We start from the raw sequence: 20,733 nt of genomic DNA, 5'->3' as shown, positions 1-20,733 counted from the left end.
TAATTGTTTGATGCAATGAACCGTCGTGAAGCCATTTCTCATCTTTCTTTATTAAGCACAGCTGTGTTGAGCGCAAAAGATGCTTTCAGCCTGCCAACCAAGAGTAATTACTCAATCGGCGCCTGCGATTGGTCGTTACGCCTGAACTGTAATCCCGAGGCGTTTGATTACGCAAAAAAAATAGGATTGGAAGGAGTGCAGGTAAGTTATAACTCCAAAACCGATGAAAATTACTTGTCCCGTTTCGAAAGTCAACAGGCAATATTGGCCGCTTCCAAACGTACCGGTGTCAAAATTGCCAGTTTGGCGATTGGAATGCTCAACGAAGTACCCCTCAAATCCGAAGCCAAAACCGTCGATTGGATCAGCGGCAGCATTGATGCCGCCAAAGCGTTAGGAACAAATGTAATCCTTTTGGCTTTTTTCGGAAACGGTGATCTGCGGAAAGACGATGCCGGCAAAAAAGTGGTCATCGAACGTTTAAAACCACTTACTGCCAAAGCCGAAAAACAGGGTATCATCTTAGGCATTGAATCGTACCTGAGCGCGCCCGAACACATCGAGATCATTGAGGCGGTAGGCTCGCCCAATTTGCAGGTGTATTATGATCCGCGCAATTCAGCCGATGCAGGCTACGATATTTTTCAGGAGATTCCGCTATTGGGTAAACGTAAACTGATCTGCGAGATCCACCTGAAAGACAATGAATTCATGCTCGGGCAAGGCACAATGGATTGGCCGCGCATTAAAGGATTACTCGACGAATCAGGTTATAAAGGCTGGGCACAGATCGAATGGTCACAGCCCAAAGGCAAAAGCGTTGATGAAACGTATCCGCAAAATGTGAGTTATGCAAAAAAGATTTTCGGTTAATAACAGAATCACCACAAATACTATCCTTATGAACCGTCGTGAATTTATCGGAACAACCCTTGCCGGCAGTGCGGCTTTTACGCTGCAAGCCATGCCCACTATACCAACGGCCGATACGCCTAAGATCTTTGTCTTTTCCAAGATGTTCCAATGGATCGAAGGCTACGACCAACTCGCCGAAACCATTGCGGGACTGGGCTTTAATGGCATTGATCTGACGGTTCGGCCGGGAGGGCACGTTTTACCCGAGCGCGTGGAAGAAGACCTGCCCAAAGCGGTCGAAGCGTTCAAAAAACACAAGCTCGAAATTCCGATGATGGTAACGGCGACACTGGAAGCCGACGCCCTAAACGAGCGCATTTTAAAAACCGCTAAATCACTCGGTATCAAACATTATCGCATGGGCTGGTATCCCTATGATCTGAAGAAAAGTATTCCTGCTCAAATGGAAGCCAATGCGGTGAAGTTAAAAGCATTGGCACAATTGAACGAAAAATACGGGATGATCGGGCAATACCAAAACCACTCGGGCAACTACTTGGGGGCCGCTATTTGGGATATTCAGCAAATTCTCCAAAAGATCAATTCCCCCTACTTGGGTTGTCAATACGACATCAACCACGCCACCTACGAAGCGAGCGGTTCATGGCAAACCGGGTTTGAGCTGATTGCTCCTCATGTCAAATCCATTGCCATTAAAGACTTTGTTTGGGAAAAGAAAAACAATAAATGGGTCAAAGAAGGCTGTCCGTTGGGCGAAGGGTTGGTCAACTGGCCTAAATATCTGGAAATGGTTAAGCAACACGGCTTGATCACTCCCATTACGATGCACTACGAATATCCGTTGGGCGGTGCCGAAAACGGCGCTAAAAAACTTACCATCAGCAGTCAGGAATTGCTGAGTGCCATGAAAAAAGATTTAGTGATATTTAAACAATGGTGGGCTGAAGCAAAACTTTAGTTGATAACTTTGTCGAAATTTCAGAATTGAGGCTGTGTGTCTATGGCATGCAGCCTTTTACAAAGTTGTTTATGCAAATCATCATTGACCGGCTGGGCAAGCGTTTTAACCGCGAATGGATCTTCAAAGATGTTACCCTTGAACTCAACGCCGGACACAGTTATACATTTGTAGGCCCCAACGGCAGCGGAAAATCCACCTTGCTGCAAGTGATTTCGGGCGTAATGCCCGCTACGGAAGGAAAAATAATTTATCAATTACCGCAAAAGGCCATCGACGAAGATGATTGGTACCGACAAATCGTGCTTGCTGCGCCTTATCTTGAGTTGATCGAAGAATTTAGTTTGGTCGAATTACTTGATTTTCACGCGGGATTTAAGCCATTCAAGGCCGGGATTTCTAACAGCGAACTTCTCCAACGCCTTGAATTAGACACTTCCAAAGACAAAGCCATTAAGTATTTCTCATCGGGCATGAAGCAACGACTCAAATTGGCGTTGGCTTTTTATTCTGATGTACCCGTCGTAATGCTGGATGAACCTACCTCCAATCTCGACGCCAAATGGTCTGCCTGGTACCGCGATGAAGTTCAGCGTTTAGGCTCCAATCAATTGCTATTGATCTGTTCCAACGTACCGGCCGAATACGATTTTTGTGATAAAATCATCAACGTAGGTGATTACAAACCGGCACGATAGAATAAAAATGACAGAGGTCGGACAATGAATTTTGCCCAACCTCTAAAGTATGTTCTATAAACGCGGAATGCTACCAGTAGTTACCGATTCCTACAATGAAGACGGATAGAATAACGGTAGCAATGCCCAGAATAATGGTTCGATACGTTGCGGAAGAAACACCTTTCCATTCTTTGAAGTAAATTCCCCAAACGTTGGACACAATGATGATACACGCCATGTGCAGAATCCACGAACTGGCGCCGTTTCCGAGTTTGCTTTCGCCCATACCGTAGAAAAAGAACTGCAAAAACCATGTAGTCCCCGCAATGGCCGAGAAGATATAATTGGTTTGGAGCGGCGCTTTGGCGTTGGTATAATCGCCGAAAGTTTTGTTACGTGTATTCAAGATCATACACCAGATAAAGTTGGTCGTAAGTCCGCCCCACAACAGCGGCACAAAAATGACATTGTTCTGAAATAAAGGGTTACTTCCGTTGACCAAAGCGGCCTCGGCCATTACTTTTCCGGCCTCAATTCCAAAGTTGAAACAGGCACTCAACACGCCCGAAATAGTCGCTACAATAATGCCTTTCCAAAAATCAAATTCTTTAACACTTTCCTTTTTCTCGGCGTCCGAAAGTTCGCTTTCTTTCATTACACCTGCTTTTCCGCAAATGTAAATCCCTCCTAAACAGACCGCTACACCCAATAAGACGATTTGTCCGCCCGTACTTGCCAGCATACTTGAAAACGTCCCTTTGGTAGCATCGGTAAACAGATCGCGGTAAATGGGCGGAATTAACGCCCCAAACGCTGAACAAAAACCCAAGACAATGGCCATACCAAGCGACATGCCCAAATAACGCATAGTTAACCCAAAAGTAAGTCCGCCGATACCCCACAAGACACCTAATACATATGTCCAAAATAAGGTAGTACTGTCGGTATTGCGAATAATGTCCATAAAATTGGGAACTGTCAAATATGCGGCGACAAATGGTGCCAATAACCAGGAAAACAACCCGCCCACGATCCAATAACTCTCCCACGACCAATCACGTACTTTTTTGTAAGGAATATAAAAACTACCGGAAGCAAACCCGCCGATAAAGTGATAAATAACACCAAATAAAACCTGCATGATGAAAGGGTTTAGTACTATGTCTTTTTTGTGGAAAGATACACCAAGCCTTTTTCTACCTTCACCCTGTACTCTCCTGTTTAGAAACAACTTGCAAGTAAAAACGGAGGCCGACCTCCTTTTTTACTAAATTCTTCATCCTTACGCCTATGAATTCCAAAGACAAAAAAGCACTTGACCGCCGGGGTTTTATAAAAGGAAGTACCTTGGCTGCGGCCGGATTTATGATCGTGCCGCGCCACGTGTTGGGCAAAGGCTTTGTAGCTCCCAGCGACAAACTCAACATCGCGGCCATTGGCTGCGGTGGTAAAGCTAATGTTAATATTACGTCAGCTTTCAATAACGGCTCCGACAACATCGTTGCGCTTTGCGACGTGGATGATCGTCAAGCCAAAAAATTCCGCGAGAAATTTCCCAATGCGCCCTATTACAAAGACTACAGAAAGTTATTGGAAAAAGAAGCCAAAAACATTGATGCTGTGTTGGTTACCACTCCCGACCACATGCACTATGTCATTGGCAGTGCCGCCATGCAGTTGGGAAAACATATTTACCTCGAAAAACCCCTCACGCACGACATTTGGGAAGCACGAATGTTGACACAACTTGCAAAGGAAAAGAAACTCGTGACCCAAATGGGCAACCAAGGCTCCAGCGGCAAAGGCACGCGCCAGACCGAAGCCATTGTGCAATCGGGCATGATCGGTGAAGTGCATACCGTTGAAGTATGGACCGACCGTCCTGTGTGGCCGCAAGGCGTGAAGTCTCCGAAAGACCGAAAAGAAACCATGCCCATTCCTGCCGAAGTGGACTGGGATCTGTGGCTAGGCACCGCTCCCTACCGTGAGTACCACGAAGCCTACATGCCTACCCGTTGGCGCGGCTACTGGGATTTTGGTACGGGCGCTCTCGGCGATATGGGTTGCCATTTTATGGATGTACCTTTCCGGGCGCTCAAATTGGGTTATCCAACTTCGGTCGAATGCTCGGCCAGTTCAGTATACGCTGACTTTTTCAAGGAATCCTTCTTTAATGATGTTGGTCCGCAAGCCACGTCTATTCATCTCAAATTTCCGAACCCAAGTTCCAAAAAATACCCCGAACTGAGCCTTTCGTGGTATGATGGCGGTATTCGCCCCAAACTCCCCGAAGGCTGCGATTACGAAAAAGTATTTGCCAGTGTAGATGGGGGGGTGATGTTTATCGGAACAAAAGGTGTGCTTTCCTGTGAGCTTTTCGGCAATAATCCTAAGTTATTTGTCAAAGGACAACTACAGCAGGTAAAATTCCCCGAACCTACCCGCCCCTTGGTAGAAGGTGATACCAATGGCCACCAACAGCAATGGGTAAAAGCGTGTAAAGCCGGTTTCGGCACCTACACCAGTTCATCCTTTGCCGAAGCAGGCCCGTTGGCCGAAATTGTACTTATGGGCAATCTTGCCGTACGAAGCTACCTCCATCAGGAAAACGGCAAATTTACCGGCCGTAAACGCCTTTTATGGGATGGAGCCAATATGAAGATCACCAATTTCGACGCTGCCAACGCCTTTGTAAAACGGCAGTATCGCGAAGGTTGGACGTAACTTTTTTGTCACGCTGAAAGCGTCTTTTTGATGCAAAATCTATTTTAAGTAGTCAAGCAAAAGTTGTCAGGTTTTACAAGAAAAGTATTGTTCTAAAGGTCGGGTTGTGAGCAACCCTCTGCACAGGAACACACTCTTTGTGCAGAGGGTTGCTCACAACCCGACCAGCGAATCGTTCGACAGTTAACAGGAGAATTATTTTTAAAAAGCAACACTTATCGGTTAGTAGCAAAATTTAATTTTGAGAAACAATGAATATTTATTCGATTCATTGGTACACACTCAAACTATAATAAGATTGACGCAAACACGATTTAAGACTCAACAACTATGGATATCAAACCTATAAAAACCGAAACCGATTACTTTATAAAGTTGAAAAGAATGGAGAAAATCTTCGATGCAGTTGTTGGTACTCCGGAAAGTGATGAAGCTGATATTCTTGGAGCAATGATAGAAGAATATGAGAAAAAACATCATCAAATTGAAACTTCAAAAATCACTATTGATTTGCCTTTGTAATACGAAAATTCACCATATCTACTCCACCACTACTTCCTCTACTCGCTTAGCATCAACCGGTTTTACTGTTTTGGCAATAAAAATGCTGAAAAAGATAAACAGCATGGCCGCGTAGCCAACCCAATCGTAGTGCAAAAGTTTGCCGTCAGAGGTTTTTTGAATGACCAAACCGGCAAAATAGACTGCTACCGATTGCATCAATAATTGCAAAGAAGTATTGATGGCCATAAAACTTCCGCGTTGCTGCGGCAACACTACAGAAGCTGTCATGGCTTGCGTCGGAATCAGACGGCCGTTGGAAAAAACAAAGAAAATGGCCGCCGTTCCCAAGACCGCAAATAGGTTATTGGAAGTTGAATTTGTAATGAGCCACATCGGTATCATCGAAAGCAATGCGAACACTACAAAAACGGGGTATTTCCCTTTTTGATCGGCAATTTTCCCTACCTGCGGCGCGGTGAAGAGCGTCAAAGCGCCACCCACGGCATAGATCAGGTATAAATTACTTTCACTAAAACCTGCATTAGCCGTTAAAAATGGTGCAATGAAGGGGATAATGCTGAAATGGCCGAGCATAATAGTGGTCGTCAGCCACAACGCCCGCAATTGGTTGGGTTCACGCAAAATATTCGTAACAGCTTCAAAAGGATGATGTTTGACTTTATTTCGGTCCGATAAATGACCATCCAAACGAGGGATGTATTTCCAGATCAAGCCAATCACCACAATTCCTATAATACCTACAAACCAAAACGGTGCATGCCAACTAAACGTCGAAGCTAAGTATAATCCCAACGGAACACCTACTACCGAAGCCACCGAGAATGCCGTCATAACAACACCCATTGCACTCGCACGGCGTTCATATTCAAACACATCGCTTACGGCCGACATCACCTGTGCGCCCAATACTCCGCCAAAAACACCCGCCAATGTGCGCGCCGCTATCAATAAGCCAAAGGTAGGAGCCACGGCACAAGCCAACGTACCCACCACAAAGCCTGTGTAAGCGGTCAGCATGATATGCTTTCGAGGAAAGCGATCAGCAATAAAGGCTACAAAAAAGCCCGAAAGCCCGGCGCTGAAGCTATAAGCCGATACCAATAAACTGAACTGTTGGGGAGAAATATCGAAATACCGCATTAACTGAGGGCCAAGCGGCATCATGATCATAAAATCCATAATGTGCGTGAAATTCAGACACGCCAACACGAAGAGAAGTAATTTTTCTTTAGAAGTCATTCATTTGTGGCTGTTTATTCAAACTAAGAAATGAACCATATAAGGCATATTAGGTCATATAAAACTTATATTTCCTTAAATGCCTTATATGGTTTACTAAAAAACTATTCACTCAACAACTTAGTAATTAAAGCATTGAAATCTTCAATAAACTGATCGTAGTATTTGCCGGTGCCCGGGCCTGAAAAACCCGTGTGGATCTCGCGCACGCGTCCTTTTTTGTCGATAAAAATAGTGGTAGGATAGCCGGCCACTTTGTTGAGCGCAGGAAGCGATTTACTCGCATTGGCATCATTCGTTCCCGCTAAAAGCAATGGATAAGGCACGCCGAAACGTTTGCCCATGTAATCAATTTTTGGTCCTGACACTTTCATTTCCGGTGAACGTTCAAACATTAGACCTACTATTTCTACGCCGCGTTTAGCATTTTTTTCGTACCAAGGCACCATAAATCGCGTTTCGTCCATGCAGTTAGGGCACCAGGAACCGGAAAGTTGCAGCACCACTACTTTGCCTTTAAACCGCTCGTCTTTCGAAGAAATAATATTGCCTTTGGTATCCGGAAAGCTAAATTCCAACGACTCAAAACCCGGTTTCAAATAGGTAAGTGCCGTAGGTGGAGGCAACGCCGCTTTTTCGTCGCGGTAAGAAGCAAAAGGCTGATACCCTGAAATTCCCGACCACATACCGCCGCGAATAGTGCCTGAAGGCAAAATAGCCGCCCGAAACAAAAACGCGTGCGAACCATCGTAGCATGACATGAAAAGACTATCGCCCACAACATCACCTGCCAGGTAGCGGTAATCGCCCGTTGGGGTGAGTACAGTTCCTGCCAATTTTGTCCCTTTTTGTTCCAGAATTCCTACTGCGAAGGTCGAATCTTTCCCCTGCGGGCGAATAAAATAAGTGGCGTATTTGCCCGTAACGTTCTTCGTTGTTTTGGCAGGAGTTTTGGCAAATAAATACGGTTCTCCTTTTTGTGCTTTGAAAGGAAGCACGGATACCCAAGTGCCGTTACGGTTTTTCTTCCATGAACCGGTCAATTGATTTCCCGATACTTTGGCAACCAAGTCCGAATCAAAGATCAGCATCGGAATGTGCAATGAATCGCCTTCCATGTAGGCTTCGTCCATGGCAAGGCGCTCGGAGCCGTTCAAGACAAAAACTTCGTACTTACCATTGGCTTTAGGATTGATCTCCAGCCCGAATGGCAAATCATACGCGCCCCGCTGAAGGGCTGCACGCCAAGTGCTTTTAGGAATGTTGGTTTGGCCGAAGCCGACAAAGAAAGTACTGAGAGCAAGTAATGTAGAGGCTATTTTTTTCATTTAGCTTGTTATGATGGGTGATTTTTAGTGAACAAGCTTTTTTTTAGAAAAGTTGGCTTAACAACATTTTATTGCATTTTCAATACCGGCTCGCCTCACATTTTTTTATCCTAAATTAAAAAAGAGAGTTTGGCCGGTTGGCGCAAACTCTCTTTCTATGTGAACCCCACCCTAAATCCCTCCCCTCTTAGGGAGGGACTTTGAATTCCCCTCCCTAAGAGGGGAGGGTCGGGTGGGGTTATGAAGACTTCTAATGTTTGTATTCTCCCGCCAAATCGTCTTCCGGCTTTTTTGCTTCTTCAAAATCGTAACGATAAATAGGCGAAATTTCCGCGCCGGGAAGCACTTCCGTAATTGGATTAATAAGGCCGGTATGCAGATCAAACACCCAACCATGCAAATGAGGGTATTGGCGTTGATGCCATGAACGCTGCACGATTGTCGTTTTAGCCAAGTTGTTTACCTGCTCGATCACGTTCAGCTCAACCAAACGATCAAAACGTTTTTGTTCAACGTCGATACTGTTCAGTTCCGTTTCATGTTTTTCGTATACCTCTTTAATATTACGTAACCATTTGTTAATCAACCCAAAATCTTTGTTGGTCATGGAAGCTTTTACGCCTCCGCATCCATAATGGCCTACTACAAGTATGTGTTTAACTTTCAAGACCTCTACCGCGTATTGCAATACACTCAACATATTGATGTCGGTATGAATCACTAAGTTAGCCACGTTACGATGCACGAAAAGTTCGCCCGGGGCCGTTCCCGTTACTTCATTGGCGGGTACACGGCTGTCAGCGCAACCGATCCAAAGAAATTCGGGTTTTTGGTCAGCGGCCAATTCCTCAAAATAGTTTTCGTCGAGCATGAGCTTTTCCGCAGCCCATGATTTATTCGCTAATAAGAGTTTTTTGTATGCTTGCATTTGATTTTCGATTTGAGATTTTACGACGGGTTATTCCCTTAAATTCTACCTGTATTCCCCGTAAAGGAGCATCTTCCTGAAATTCTTCCAGTGTTGTATAAATATCGTGGTCAATAAAATGAGCGCGCACTCCGTCTACAAACACATAATCACCGGATTTTAAGGAGGCCAATACTTCTTTCAAGTGCGCTTTATTTAAAAAGGACACATCTTTTTTGAACCAGATCAAGACCGTTTCTTTGTCTCTGCCTACGCTGATAGCCGACAGATTGTTGGTATAAACAACGTATGCCATTCCCACGACCAGCCCAATGGTCAGCCCGATCAACAGATCAGTGAATACAATGGCAATGACCGTAATGATGAAAGGAATAAATTGGTTAAGCCCTTCCTGATACATTTTCTTGAAAACGGCAATTTTTGCCAGTCGATATCCTACGAAAATAAGCAGGGCAGCTAAGCAGGCCAACGGAATATAGTTGAGCCATCGGGGAATGGCAATGACCGCTAACAGCATCAAAAGTCCATGAATGAACGACGAAAGGCGGGTTTTGCTGCCGCTGTAAATATTAACTGATGTACGAATCGTCACCACCGTCAGCGGTAAACCTCCGATAAGCCCCGAAACTATGTTGCCGATCCCCTGCGCTTTCAATTCTTGATTAGGTGATGATATCCGGCGCTGCAAATCCAGTTTATCAGCCGCTTCCAAGCTAAAAAGCGATTCTATACTTCCCACAATTGCAAGCGTAAGCGCTGAGATATACACTTGCGAATTGGTTAAAATTTCCAAAGCCGGAAAGTTAAAGGCTGCTTTGGCATCTTCCCAATCGCGAATGATAGGAACGCGTACCATGTGGCTTGATTCTTTCAAACTCAATTCAGGAATCCATAACCGAAACGCCTGATTGAGCAACACTCCCGCCAAAACTACCACTACTCCGCCGGGGATTGTCTTAAAGAATTGAATCCCTCTTCTCTCCAAATAACTCCACCATATAATAAGTCCTAAACAAATGACACTTATTATAATAGCGCCCATAGCTGGATGATTTAGTGCTTCAAGAATTTCTGAAAATGTATTGCGATGATCGGCTTGGGAAAACTCAAATTCTCCTTCGTAATCGGCATCCCAGCCCAAAGCGTGCGGAATCTGTTTCAGAACAATCACAATCCCAATGGCCACCAACATGCCGCTGATTACGCTGGAAGGCACAAAACTGCTGAGTCTTCCTGCTTTTAGCCATCCCAGCAAAAACTGAATGATTCCGGCAAGTACCACAGCCATCAAAAAATTAGGATAACTGCCCAACCGTTGGATGCTGTCAAAAACAATGATGGTAAGCCCCGCCGCCGGGCCACTGATGGTCACCTCTGAGCCCGAGAATAAGGTCACCACCATTCCGCCGACCACCCCGGCCAAAAGCCCCGAGAAAAGGGGCGCTCCCGACGCAAGGGCAATGCCGAGGCATAAAGGCAGTGTTACAAGAAATACCGCCAAACCTGCCGAAAAATCTTTATTTAAATACTTTAAAGTCATAAGCAAGCAGTCATAATTAAGAAATGAGTACTAAGAAAATTACGCCATTAATGTCCTGCAACACCTTTGAATTCAGGAATGCCTTTCAGCTCTAATTTGATTCCTCTCAGGATGGCAGTTTCTTTAAAATTGTGAATGATCTCGAGCACGTCCAAATCAATATTGTGCGATTTTGTACCATCAATGATCACGTGTGAATTGGCCGGCAGTTTATCCAATGTCAAGGTGATCACTCCTTTGTTGATGAATGTTACATCTTCTACCAATTGAATCGTAATCGTCTCACTTTCATGGCGTTTTTCTTTCATGAAATAGTACGCCCGTTTGTAGTTGTTGCGTAAAATAAAGAAGATGGAAACTGCCATTCCGATGCCGATCCCTTTCAACAGATCCGAAAACAAAATGGCAACAATGGTTACGATGAAAGGAATAAACTGCTCCCAACCCAACGCATACATCGTCTTAAACAAGGATAATTTGGCGAGTTTATACCCTACCACCAAAAGTACCGCCGCCAAACACGCCAACGGAATTTTGTTCAATAAACCTGCAAAACCAACGACACTGATCAACAGCAAAAACCCATGAATGATCGCCGATTTTTTGGTTTTACCTCCCGAATTGATATTGGCCGAACTGCGAACGATTACTGCCGTCAGGGGAAGGCCTCCGATCAATCCCGACACGATATTTCCCAGTCCCTGCGCTTTTAATTCACGATCGGTGGGAGTATTACGCTTATAAGGATCAAGTTTATCGGCAGCTTCTACACTTAACAGCGACTCTAAACTCGCCACAATCGCAATGGTGATCGCAATGATATACACATTAAAATTGCGTAGGCCTGCAAAGTCGGGCAGGGTAAATTGTCCAATAAATTCTTTGACTGAATTTGCTACCGGCAGTTTGACCAAGTGATCATTTTCCAAGGCCAGTATGGGATACGTTAGCTTAAAGAATTCGTTTAACCCAATTCCCAACAAAACTACTATCAACGCGCCGGGTACAAATTTGAAAAATGTATATTTTTTTAAGAAGGGTTTATCCCAAGCGATCAGGATCGACAGCGAAATAGCTGCAATGATGATGGCACCCGGGTGAAGGAAATTAATGGCATTTAAAATTTCAGAAAAAGTATTTTCGCCATCTACCTGAAAAAACACAAAGTCCCCTTCGCTGTCTTTGTCATACCCCAACGCATGAGGAATTTGTTTGAATACGAGGATCAGGCCGATGGCGGCCAACATGCCTTTAATGACACTCGAAGGAAAATAATGGCCGATAATTCCCGCTTTCAGATAGCCTAACACTACCTGAATAATACCCGCCATTACAACTGCCAGCAAAAACAGCTCGTAAGAACCCAATTGCTGGATCGAATTAAGTACAATTACGGTAAGCCCGGCCGCAGGACCGCTCACGCTCACGGGCGAACCACTGGCCAGTGCCACTATAATTCCTCCTACGATACCGGTAATAATTCCTGAAAAAAGCGGCGCGCCCGACGCCAAAGCGATTCCTAAACAAAGGGGTAAGGCCACTAAAAACACCACTAAGCCGGCGGGTAAATCTTGTTTTAAGTCATTCAGCAGGTGTTTCATTTTATTAATTGACGTAAGTGAATTCTATAGTTGATTGTAAAAAATAATGGAGAACAGGAATTGCATCCCGCTTTCCAAAAGCAGACCGGCAATGCCTGTGACTTAGTTGTGTCTGTCCAAATGAGTTATGCTGAACACTTATCGTCAAATACAATAACAGCTTAATTATGAGTAAATTAATTACTCAATAAAAGCATTGAACAGCAGACGCTAAAAGGAATGAGTACAGTACGGAAAGCATTTAGCAGCTTTCGGGAGGAGGAATCGAAATAGAGGTAAAATGCTCCGGAATGAGCATACGGTAGGTAAAATTGATAGACGACTTTTTTAAAATCGGTACATTGAAAATAGGATACGACAATGCCTCAAGTTCGTCGCCGCCTTCTGAATCACCTTCTCCTTCAGCATTTTCTTCGTCAAAGGGGCAGTCATTTTCAGAATCAGGGCAGGAAGAGTCGGCCCGTTTTTCGAGGGCAATTTGTTTTTTTACATTCGCAAATGCAGGCTTAAGGATCGCCATTAGTCCTATAAGAGAACTAAAAAGAATCAATAAGAATACTCTTGCGTAATTCATTGACCGGCTTTGCGTTAGTGGCAATTACAACTTCATTTGATGCAAAAATGATACTATATTTTTTAATTTTCAAACACTATTTAACTCAACTGGTGAGAATAAAGCGTTTCTGATTTCGAGTTATTATGCAATTTCAACTGATTTCTTTCTGAATAGCCGTTTTAGCCAATTCCACAATTTCTTCTACGCTTTTTCCTTTTGGTTCTATGGGCGGCAGTACCACCCACGACAACCTCTCTAAGCTACTAAGTGGAAAAATGCCTTTTGGGTTCATTTTTCCCGTATTTTTAATGGCCACAGGTACCACCAAAGCATGAGGAGCTTTCTTGACCAGAATCCCAACACCGCCTGTGGCAAAGGTTTTAAGTTCCCCCGTACGCGAGCGTGTTCCTTCGGGAAAGATCGCGGCAGAAAACTTCGTTTCTTCGATCAATTTACCCAAACGGGCAATTTCTACGATGGCTTGTTTTCCATCTTTTCGGTCAATAAGCGCGGCACCACTTTTTCGTAAGTTATAGGAAATGCTCGGAATGCCTTTGGCTAATTCAATTTTTGATACAAAAAGGGGATAGCTTTTTCGCAAAAACCAGATCATGCCCACGATGTCAAACATACTTTGGTGGTTGGCAATGAAAATAACGGGCCGATCTGCGGGCAATTCTGTTTTTGCTTCATAATGCAGGCGTGTTCCCAGCAACCATAATCCATGCAACAGAAAACCATTCAGCCAATGAACTGATTTTTGGTGTGTTTTACGACTGAAGAAATGAAAACAAATCACTTGTATGACGTGGAATACCACTAAGGTCAAGCCAAAATAGATCAAGTAAATGCCGCTGAGAATGTAATCTATTATTTTTTTCATGTAATTGTGGGAAAGAAATCTTTTCAACGCCAAAATTAATCAAACATTCCTAAATCGGCACATCAGGAATTTTGCTAAAATAATGCGTACCTTCGGCCCAATTTCGTTCTATTTTTAGTTAAACGTTTTAAATCATGCAACTTCCATCCACCCGTATAGAGGTTATGAAATTCATCGGCCAAAAGATCGATTCGATCTTTTACGAATTTCTGAAACCCATAGAAGACCTTTGGCAGCCTTCCGATTTTTTGCCAAGCTCGACCGACGAAAACTTTCTGACAGACATAAAACTCCTTCAGGAAGCAGCGCGCGAGTTGCCTTACGATTACATCGCGGTGTTGGTTGGTGATACCATTACCGAAGAAGCACTCCCCACGTATGAATCCTGGCTAATGACCGTAGAAGGTGTAAATCAGCAAGATCCGCAGCAGGGTTGGACAAAATGGATACGTGCCTGGACTGCCGAAGAGAATCGCCACGGCGATTTATTGAACAAATATTTGTACCTCTCCGGGCGTGTAAATATGCGTGCTATGGAATTATCGACGCAATACTTAATTGCCGATGGGTTTGATATTGAAACAGGCACTGACCCTTACCGCAATTTCGTCTATACTTCTTTTCAGGAATTAGCCACCAATATTTCGCATCGTCGTACCGCTACGTTGGCCAAACAGTATGGCAACACGTTATTGTCAAAAATGTGCGGCGTTATTGCCGCCGATGAAATGCGCCATGCCAAAGCGTACAAAGCATTTGTAGAACGCATATTTGAAGTGGATTCTTCCGAAATGATGTTGGCGTTTGAAGACATGATGCGTAAGAAAATCGTAATGCCGGCGCATTTCCTGCGCGAAACAGGCGTTAAGATCGGCGAAACCTTCAGTCATTATTCTGATGCTGCCCAACGCATAGGAGTCTATACTACCTACGATTACATTGAGATCATGGACTCATTACTTAAAGATTGGAAAATCGACAAGATCGGCGGCCTGAATGAAGCCGGTGAAAAAGCAAGAGATTATTTGATGGCGTTGCCAACGCGTTTGAGACGGGTGGCAGAACGTACGAAAGTGCCTAACTTGGATTACAACTTCAGTTGGATATCAGCGTATTAAGCCGATCATTCCAAAATTTCTTTCTTATCTATACCAAAAAAAAGCAGTGAACAATTCACTGCTTTTTTGTTAGCATATAATCTCATCTTTTAATTTTATGCGATTTCAACCGCATTCTTACGTAAGTGCTTAGGCAAACGACGCGCTGCCAATGGGTGCTCTGAAAGGCTTTCGTGATGATCCAAACCACGCAGGGTCAACGAACCACCTTTCGATTCAAAATCTCTTCTGAAATTATTAAGGTTATCTGCGACCGTATGGTCTACATAAGAGGCTTTCGAAAAGTCAATAACCAATGAACTGCCGTCCGGAACTTTTTGTAACAGGCTTTTCAATTTAAGGTAATTGGCAAAAACCGCTGCGTTGTTTACATTCAATTGATATACCCCCAATTCTTTTTCCTGAAGTTCAAAACGTGATTTGATAATATCGCTCACTCTGACTCCCAGCGCCAATTGAATGATAAATTTCGTCAAAATACCGGCGGCAATACCAATCAGTAAATCAGTAGCAATGGTGGTAATGATGGTAATTAAAAAGATAGTAAGCTGCTCTTTACCAATATGGTAGATGTGTGCAAACTCTTTAGGTGACGCCAAACGGAAACCAACAAAGATAAGCATGGCTGCCAACGAAGCCACCGGAACCATCTTGATAACAGGCACTAACAAAACCACAAACAACAAAAGGAAAATACCGTGGAAGAAGTTGGCCCAACGGCTTTTAGCACCGTTGTTGATATTGGCTGAGCTACGTGCCACTTCAGAGATCATCGGCAAACCTCCCAACAAACCTGAGATCGTGTTACCGATTCCTACGGCCATAATGTCTTTACTTAAATCAGATTTACGTTTTTCAGGGTCGATCAAGTCAATGGCGCGACCGGTCAATAATGATTCAAGGCTGCCAATAAGCACAAACATCAAAAGGTATTTGAAGAAAATAGGAAGTAACTCAGGATTTGTGACCGCACCGAAATTAACATTCAGGTTAAACGAGAAATCACCGGGATTTACCAGAGGCTTAAGATTTTTATAGTTAGGATCAGTCAAGTGGAAGTATTGTCCCAGAAGCACTCCAACGATCAATACGATCAAAGCCGGAGGTACTTTTTTCAAGGCTTTGATTTTCAGGTATTGCCATCCAAACAAAATCACCAAACTGATACCGCCGATGATGGCGATGTGATATTCCATGTGCGCCAAACTGTGAGGCACCATTTCAAGCAATTCAAGCGGCTCTTTACCCTTCATTTCGGAAGGGGCAGTCCCAACCGCTAAGTGTAGTTGTTTCGACATGATGATGATACCGATGGCGGCCAACATACCGTGCACGGCTGAAAGCGGGAAAAAGTCGGCCAGTTTCGCAACTTTCAACAAGCCTAAAACGATTTGAATCAAACCCGCGATAACGATTACACCTAAAGCTAATTTCCAGCCCAAGTCCATATCACCTTTACCAAGCTCGTCAACAGCCCCTGCTACGATCACGATCAGACCTGCTGCCGGACCTTTGATGGTCAATTCGGAACCGGCGAAAAAGGCAACTATGATTCCACCAACCACGGCAGTCATAACACCCATAATAGGAGGAAAATTACTTGCTCCCGCAATACCCAAACACAACGGTAATGCGATCAGCGATACTAAAAAACCTGACAATAAATCCTTGCTCCAATGGGCCTGTAAGCTGTCAAAAATGCTTTGTTTCGATTTCATGATGCAGAATGCTTGATTTTAACACCACAAAACTCTTTATCAGGCATTAAACGGATATTAAGGGCAGATTAAAAGGAGATTAAAAGCGACTTTCGATCATTTTATTCCTACCGAAAACAGCTTTTTCGACGCATATTTTTTTATGATTTTTGACTTTTGTCATAAACTTTTCCAAATCCTGTAAACCATAAGAATTGTACCTTTGCCTTTCATTAACGACAACCCATGCACCCGCCGGTATCTTTTCAAACACTTCTTAATTTACTACAGCAAAAAGGCTCTGCTCAGGTAGGGTTGTTTTGTAATCAAACCGCTTTTGTATTTGAAAAACGGCAATACTTTATTGAAGTCTTGGCAGAATTAAACGTCTTACAAACGGTGTTTGTGCCCGAACATGGCCTGTTTTCCGAACTTCAGGATCAGGAACCTGTTGAATCGTTGTCCGTATACCACCCACTGGCCGAGCATGTCCGGTTTGTATCGTTATACGGCAAAACCGAAGAAAGTCTCCGCGTAGCTCCTGAAGCACTGGCGTCTCTTACCGATATTATCGTTGATATTCAAGACGTTGGATGTCGTTATTTTACCTACACTACCTCATTGGCCTATTTGATAGCAACCTTTGCCGGGATGCCCTCACAACCACGATTATGGGTTATTGATCGCCCCAATCCTGCGGGCCGACAGGTAGAAGGCTCAGCATTACCTGCGTTGTTCAGTTCTTTTATCGGTCATGCAGGCTTACCACACCGACATGGCCTTTCGATGGGCGAATTGGCGTGTTGGCTAAAAAGATTTTATCAAGGTTCATTTGAGTTAACCCTTGTTGCGCCTTCGTCGAAGGATTTTTTCTTTCAAATTTTTCCTTCACCCAATTTTCCTTCTCTGCAAACAGCCCAACTTTACAGCGGACAATGTTTGTTTGAAGCAACCAACCTCAGCGAAGGGCGAGGCACAACGCGCCCTTTTGAGATCGTCGGCGCGCCTTCTTTGTCGTGGGAAAAGCTTCAGCAAATCAAACGGGACTTTGAGTTACAGACCGATCATTTGCCTTGGATCAATTATGTGTTGCGTCCGTTGCAATTCATCCCGACCTTTCATAAATATGCCAATGAGCTTTGTTGCGGCTTTCAGGTACATTTGGCGTCCAATGCGCCGAATCATTCACTGCTAAGCAGTTTATTGTTACTTCGAATCATGAATGAACACCTACCCAACCTTTGGCGAGAAGGCCCTTATGAAAAAGGCAACATAAGAACCGCGTTGGAGATATTGGTCGGCGATGAATTATTAATTGACTTTGTGCAAGGGAAAGAAACACTGAAAGCTACCGTTGATTCACTGCAATATCATGAAAATGAATGGATTCAATCGACGCAGGTATTGACGAAGGAAAAGCTTTTTTCTCCATTTTTTCACCGCCTTTTGTCACCCTGAAAGGGTCTACAAATATCTCAATGAGTTACAATAGATGCTTTCAGCATGACAAATACTATATTAACTAAAGAATTAAACCTTATGAAAAACTTTACTGCCCTTGTCTTCCTCTTTTTAGTTCCATTTTCCCTATTCGCCCAACCCAAAACCATTGTTTTTCAAACCGATTTTGGTTTAAAAGACGGCGCGGTATCGGCCATGAAAGGTGTAGTGATGGGCGTGAATCCAACGATCCGAATTTTTGATCTGACGCATGAAATACCCGCCTACAACATTTGGGAAGCTGCCTATCGACTGGAGCAAACCGCGCCTTATTGGCCCGAAGGCACCATTTTTGTATCGGTAGTAGACCCCGGCGTAGGTACTGAACGTAAGTCTGTTGTCCTGAAAACCAAAAGCGGACATTACTTTGTGGGCCCCGACAATGGCAGTCTGACGCTGATTGCCGAGTCGTTGGGTATTCAGGAAATACGCGAAATTGACGAAGCCATCAATCGTCGGCGAAATTCACAAAACTCTTACACATTTCACGGCCGTGATGTATACGCCTACACAGCGGCGCGGTTAGCAGCGGGATTTATTACGTTCGCAAAAGTCGGTAAACGCCTTCCCAATGAAGTAGTAAAAATCCCTTTCCAAAAGCCTGTACTTGAAGGCAACGCCATTGTGGGCAATATTCCGATATTGGATATACAGTACGGCAATGTTTGGACCAATATCCCCGCCGATCTATTCAAAAAACTGAACATTGCAGCCGGTCAAAAAGTAAAAATAACGGTATGGCAAAGCGACAAACAGGTTTTTCAAGGCGAAATGCCTTTTGCCAATACATTTGGTGAAGTGCCCGAAGGGCAAAATATGAGTTACTTCAACAGCCTGATGAATTTTTCCTTTGCCGTCAATATGGGCGATTTCTCTACAAAATACGGTGTAAAAAGCGGCCCGGAGTGGAAAGTAAGAGTGGAAAAATGAGACTTGGAAAGTTTTGAAAACACTTTCGGTTATGAGTAACCGAAAGCACGATAGAAAGCACAAAATACATCAATATATTATTTTTTCGACGCCCGAATATTCGACCTCACCATTACAGTGGTAAGGACTGCTTCACTCTCATTATGCAGGCGATCAAGAGCAGTAATGGCATAAGTGTAGCGCCGATTTCGGAGCGCAGTGCGGTCAAGTGCGCGGGTTTGGCCTTCATAACAACCTGCCAACAGCCGGGGCGTTTCGTCGTCCGAATACCGGTACACGGCATAGTAATGTGCTTTGTCACCGTCGCGGGCGAGCTCAGGGACAGTCCAGTGTAATTCTACTCCGTTGCGTGTATCGGAAGCCTGTAAGTTACGGGGGGAATTCGGCGCAATGCGGTCTTTCCAAGGCATAGTAGGTGGAAAAGCGGGCTCTTTATAAAAATTGGTACGAAGAGAGTCCGCATGTCCTAATTTATTGCCGATCAGCGACTTGGAACTAAAAAAGGCACTCCCGGTAATTTCAGGATTCAGACGAATAAATCGCATTTGGTTCGGGAATTCAGAGTTGTTGACCCAAGCTCGGTCTTTCTCCTGAGTGCCAACCTTGTAGGCACCCTGCCCGATGTACAAATGACGGCCATAGGTATGTTGCAGCCACCAGGAAGTCACTATTTTAAAAGGGATTTTATCGTGTTTGGTCGAAAAATAGATCTGCGGCACCACGTAATCTATCCACCCCGCTTTCATCCATTTTTTGGTATCAGCATATAGATTGTCGTAAGAGGTTTGCCCTGCTTCCGTGACTGACCCGCTCGGGTCATCTTTCCGATTTCGCCACACGCCAAAAGGACTGATCCCAAATTTTACGTACGACTTTTCGGCAATAATGGCATCGCTTATCTGTTTGATAAGTTTGTCCACATTATCGCGTCGCCAATCGTCTTTGCTTCTGAATCGACCACCATATTGTCGAAAAGCCTCTTCATCTTTTAAGGTTTGCCCCGTAACGGTGTACGGATAAAAATAATCATCAAAATGAATTCCGTCTACGTCATAGTTTTTAACAATGTTGATGGTAACACCGGTAATGTATTCCCGAACTTCCGGAAGGCCGAAGTTGAATAATTTAGAACCATCGTACTCAAAAACCCATTCAGGATGCTTGCGCCCGATGTTCTCATTGGAAATACTTTTACCGGATCTATGCGCTGTTCGATTGAGATTAAGCCACGCATGAAACTCCATTCCCCGGTGATGACATTCTTCGATCATGAATTCCATTGGGTCATAAAACGGCTCGGGCGCTTTGCCCTGTTTTCCCGTCAGCCATTCAGACCAAGGCTCTTCGCTTTTGGCATAAAACGCATCCGCAGCGGCGCGTACCTGTACAAATACTGCATTGATTCCTGTGCGCTTATGCGTATCCAAAATGCGAATAAATTCTTCGCGCTGCTCTTCGGAGGAAAGATTTTTACGGCTTGGCCAATCAATATTATCTACGGTGGCAATCCAAACGGCCCGCATTTCCCGGCGTAATCCCATCGGCCCAAAATCACGCGGGTTGGAGCGAGGTTTTTTGGCTGTTTTACAGCCTTCCAATCCTAAAAAAAGCAATAGACAAAGCCAGGCAAGGTGTTTTTTCACGAAGCGA

The 20,733-nt window shown here is 44.2% G+C and carries 18 protein-coding genes; 8 read left to right on the top strand and 10 right to left on the bottom strand.

The genetic code is table 11. The features are described 5' to 3' along the window. Positions 1–15 precede the first annotated feature (15 nt). The 3 genes from ACQY73_RS23890 to ACQY73_RS23880 all read left to right on the top strand — a co-directional run bounded on the left by ACQY73_RS23890 (position 16) and on the right by ACQY73_RS23880 (position 2,532). Positions 16–873: a sugar phosphate isomerase/epimerase family protein gene (locus tag ACQY73_RS23890; protein WP_428655798.1), complete on the top strand. Its 858-nt coding sequence runs from the start codon at positions 16–18 to the stop codon at positions 871–873. Between the two features lie 28 nt (positions 874–901). Beyond that, positions 902–1,834: a sugar phosphate isomerase/epimerase family protein gene (locus tag ACQY73_RS23885; protein ID WP_428655796.1), complete on the top strand. Its 933-nt coding sequence runs from the start codon at positions 902–904 to the stop codon at positions 1,832–1,834. 71 nt (positions 1,835–1,905) lie between these two features. Further along, positions 1,906–2,532, top strand: a complete 627-nt coding sequence (locus tag ACQY73_RS23880; RefSeq protein ID WP_428655794.1) for an ABC transporter ATP-binding protein — start codon at positions 1,906–1,908, stop codon at positions 2,530–2,532. A gap of 70 nt (positions 2,533–2,602) precedes the next feature. Here ACQY73_RS23880 and rhaT read toward each other — a convergent pair whose 3' ends face one another. Then, complete coding sequence (gene rhaT / locus ACQY73_RS23875; protein WP_428655792.1) at positions 2,603–3,655, bottom strand: L-rhamnose/proton symporter RhaT; 1,053 nt, start codon at positions 3,653–3,655, stop codon at positions 2,603–2,605. A 149-nt stretch (positions 3,656–3,804) separates the two neighbouring features. On the opposite strand from rhaT, the gene ACQY73_RS23870 reads away from it, so the two are divergent. Together ACQY73_RS23870 and ACQY73_RS23865 are read left to right on the top strand one after the other, a co-directional pair. Then, positions 3,805–5,238 carry a Gfo/Idh/MocA family protein gene (locus ACQY73_RS23870; protein WP_428655790.1) on the top strand — a complete coding sequence of 478 codons (1,434 nt, stop codon included), beginning with the start codon at positions 3,805–3,807 and terminating at the stop codon, positions 5,236–5,238. Between the two features lie 330 nt (positions 5,239–5,568). Beyond that, positions 5,569–5,760 (top strand): hypothetical protein, encoded by a 192-nt coding sequence (locus ACQY73_RS23865; protein ID WP_428655788.1) that lies wholly within the window; start codon positions 5,569–5,571, stop codon positions 5,758–5,760. 18 nt (positions 5,761–5,778) lie between these two features. On the opposite strand, the gene ACQY73_RS23860 is transcribed toward ACQY73_RS23865, so the two are convergent. From ACQY73_RS23860 to ACQY73_RS23830, 7 genes are all read right to left on the bottom strand, one after another. Then, positions 5,779–7,002 (bottom strand): MFS transporter, encoded by a 1,224-nt coding sequence (locus ACQY73_RS23860; RefSeq protein WP_428655786.1) that lies wholly within the window; start codon positions 7,000–7,002, stop codon positions 5,779–5,781. A 104-nt stretch (positions 7,003–7,106) separates the two neighbouring features. Further along, positions 7,107–8,330, bottom strand: coding sequence for a peroxiredoxin family protein (locus ACQY73_RS23855; protein ID WP_428655783.1), 1,224 nt, complete (start codon positions 8,328–8,330; stop codon positions 7,107–7,109). A gap of 250 nt (positions 8,331–8,580) precedes the next feature. Next, on the bottom strand, positions 8,581–9,258 hold the full coding sequence (locus ACQY73_RS23850) for a carbonic anhydrase (protein WP_428655781.1): 678 nt from the start codon (positions 9,256–9,258) through the stop codon (positions 8,581–8,583). Next, positions 9,224–10,798 carry a SulP family inorganic anion transporter gene (locus ACQY73_RS23845; protein ID WP_428655779.1) on the bottom strand — a complete coding sequence of 525 codons (1,575 nt, stop codon included), beginning with the start codon at positions 10,796–10,798 and terminating at the stop codon, positions 9,224–9,226. Before ACQY73_RS23845 ends, ACQY73_RS23850 begins: the two co-directional genes overlap by 35 nt. A gap of 47 nt (positions 10,799–10,845) precedes the next feature. After that, on the bottom strand, positions 10,846–12,399 hold the full coding sequence (locus tag ACQY73_RS23840; protein WP_428655777.1) for a SulP family inorganic anion transporter: 1,554 nt from the start codon (positions 12,397–12,399) through the stop codon (positions 10,846–10,848). Between the two features lie 241 nt (positions 12,400–12,640). After that, positions 12,641–12,973: a hypothetical protein gene (locus tag ACQY73_RS23835; protein ID WP_428655775.1), complete on the bottom strand. Its 333-nt coding sequence runs from the start codon at positions 12,971–12,973 to the stop codon at positions 12,641–12,643. Between the two features lie 133 nt (positions 12,974–13,106). Then, positions 13,107–13,838 carry a lysophospholipid acyltransferase family protein gene (locus ACQY73_RS23830; protein WP_428655774.1) on the bottom strand — a complete coding sequence of 244 codons (732 nt, stop codon included), beginning with the start codon at positions 13,836–13,838 and terminating at the stop codon, positions 13,107–13,109. Between the two features lie 134 nt (positions 13,839–13,972). On the opposite strand from ACQY73_RS23830, the gene ACQY73_RS23825 reads away from it, so the two are divergent. Next, a complete protein-coding gene (locus ACQY73_RS23825; protein WP_428655773.1) occupies positions 13,973–14,956 on the top strand; it encodes an acyl-ACP desaturase in 984 nt (327 codons plus the stop codon). 95 nt (positions 14,957–15,051) lie between these two features. Here ACQY73_RS23825 and ACQY73_RS23820 read toward each other — a convergent pair whose 3' ends face one another. Further along, a complete protein-coding gene (locus ACQY73_RS23820; protein ID WP_428655771.1) occupies positions 15,052–16,674 on the bottom strand; it encodes a SulP family inorganic anion transporter in 1,623 nt (540 codons plus the stop codon). Positions 16,675–16,899: 225 nt separating this feature from the next. On the opposite strand from ACQY73_RS23820, the gene ACQY73_RS23815 reads away from it, so the two are divergent. Together ACQY73_RS23815 and ACQY73_RS23810 are read left to right on the top strand one after the other, a co-directional pair. After that, positions 16,900–18,111, top strand: coding sequence for a DUF1343 domain-containing protein (locus tag ACQY73_RS23815; protein WP_428655769.1), 1,212 nt, complete (start codon positions 16,900–16,902; stop codon positions 18,109–18,111). Between the two features lie 81 nt (positions 18,112–18,192). After that, positions 18,193–19,083: an SAM hydrolase/SAM-dependent halogenase family protein gene (locus tag ACQY73_RS23810; protein WP_428655767.1), complete on the top strand. Its 891-nt coding sequence runs from the start codon at positions 18,193–18,195 to the stop codon at positions 19,081–19,083. A 77-nt stretch (positions 19,084–19,160) separates the two neighbouring features. Here ACQY73_RS23810 and ACQY73_RS23805 read toward each other — a convergent pair whose 3' ends face one another. Then, positions 19,161–20,726: a glycoside hydrolase family 10 protein gene (locus ACQY73_RS23805; RefSeq protein WP_428655765.1), complete on the bottom strand. Its 1,566-nt coding sequence runs from the start codon at positions 20,724–20,726 to the stop codon at positions 19,161–19,163. Positions 20,727–20,733 lie beyond the last annotated feature (7 nt).

This window comes from Runella sp. (assembly GCF_965279615.1).
Lineage (GTDB): Bacteria > Bacteroidota > Bacteroidia > Cytophagales > Spirosomataceae > Runella.
This window is presented reverse-complemented; position numbering and strand designations above follow the sequence as displayed.

What these genes read in the sequence shown, in the direction of transcription:
- ACQY73_RS23890 (WP_428655798.1), top strand. Translation starts at nt 16, where the DNA reads ATGAACCGTCGTGAAGCCATTTCTCATCTTTCTTTATTAAGCACAGCT.
- ACQY73_RS23885 (WP_428655796.1), top strand. Translation starts at nt 902, where the DNA reads ATGAACCGTCGTGAATTTATCGGAACAACCCTTGCCGGCAGTGCGGCT.
- ACQY73_RS23880 (WP_428655794.1), top strand. Translation starts at nt 1,906, where the DNA reads ATGCAAATCATCATTGACCGGCTGGGCAAGCGTTTTAACCGCGAATGG.
- rhaT (WP_428655792.1), bottom strand. Translation starts at nt 3,655, where the DNA reads ATGCAGGTTTTATTTGGTGTTATTTATCACTTTATCGGCGGGTTTGCT.
- ACQY73_RS23870 (WP_428655790.1), top strand. Translation starts at nt 3,805, where the DNA reads ATGAATTCCAAAGACAAAAAAGCACTTGACCGCCGGGGTTTTATAAAA.
- ACQY73_RS23865 (WP_428655788.1), top strand. Translation starts at nt 5,569, where the DNA reads ATGGATATCAAACCTATAAAAACCGAAACCGATTACTTTATAAAGTTG.
- ACQY73_RS23860 (WP_428655786.1), bottom strand. Translation starts at nt 7,002, where the DNA reads ATGACTTCTAAAGAAAAATTACTTCTCTTCGTGTTGGCGTGTCTGAAT.
- ACQY73_RS23855 (WP_428655783.1), bottom strand. Translation starts at nt 8,330, where the DNA reads ATGAAAAAAATAGCCTCTACATTACTTGCTCTCAGTACTTTCTTTGTC.
- ACQY73_RS23850 (WP_428655781.1), bottom strand. Translation starts at nt 9,258, where the DNA reads ATGCAAGCATACAAAAAACTCTTATTAGCGAATAAATCATGGGCTGCG.
- ACQY73_RS23845 (WP_428655779.1), bottom strand. Translation starts at nt 10,798, where the DNA reads ATGACTTTAAAGTATTTAAATAAAGATTTTTCGGCAGGTTTGGCGGTA.
- ACQY73_RS23840 (WP_428655777.1), bottom strand. Translation starts at nt 12,399, where the DNA reads ATGAAACACCTGCTGAATGACTTAAAACAAGATTTACCCGCCGGCTTA.
- ACQY73_RS23835 (WP_428655775.1), bottom strand. Translation starts at nt 12,973, where the DNA reads ATGAATTACGCAAGAGTATTCTTATTGATTCTTTTTAGTTCTCTTATA.
- ACQY73_RS23830 (WP_428655774.1), bottom strand. Translation starts at nt 13,838, where the DNA reads ATGAAAAAAATAATAGATTACATTCTCAGCGGCATTTACTTGATCTAT.
- ACQY73_RS23825 (WP_428655773.1), top strand. Translation starts at nt 13,973, where the DNA reads ATGCAACTTCCATCCACCCGTATAGAGGTTATGAAATTCATCGGCCAA.
- ACQY73_RS23820 (WP_428655771.1), bottom strand. Translation starts at nt 16,674, where the DNA reads ATGAAATCGAAACAAAGCATTTTTGACAGCTTACAGGCCCATTGGAGC.
- ACQY73_RS23815 (WP_428655769.1), top strand. Translation starts at nt 16,900, where the DNA reads ATGCACCCGCCGGTATCTTTTCAAACACTTCTTAATTTACTACAGCAA.
- ACQY73_RS23810 (WP_428655767.1), top strand. Translation starts at nt 18,193, where the DNA reads ATGAAAAACTTTACTGCCCTTGTCTTCCTCTTTTTAGTTCCATTTTCC.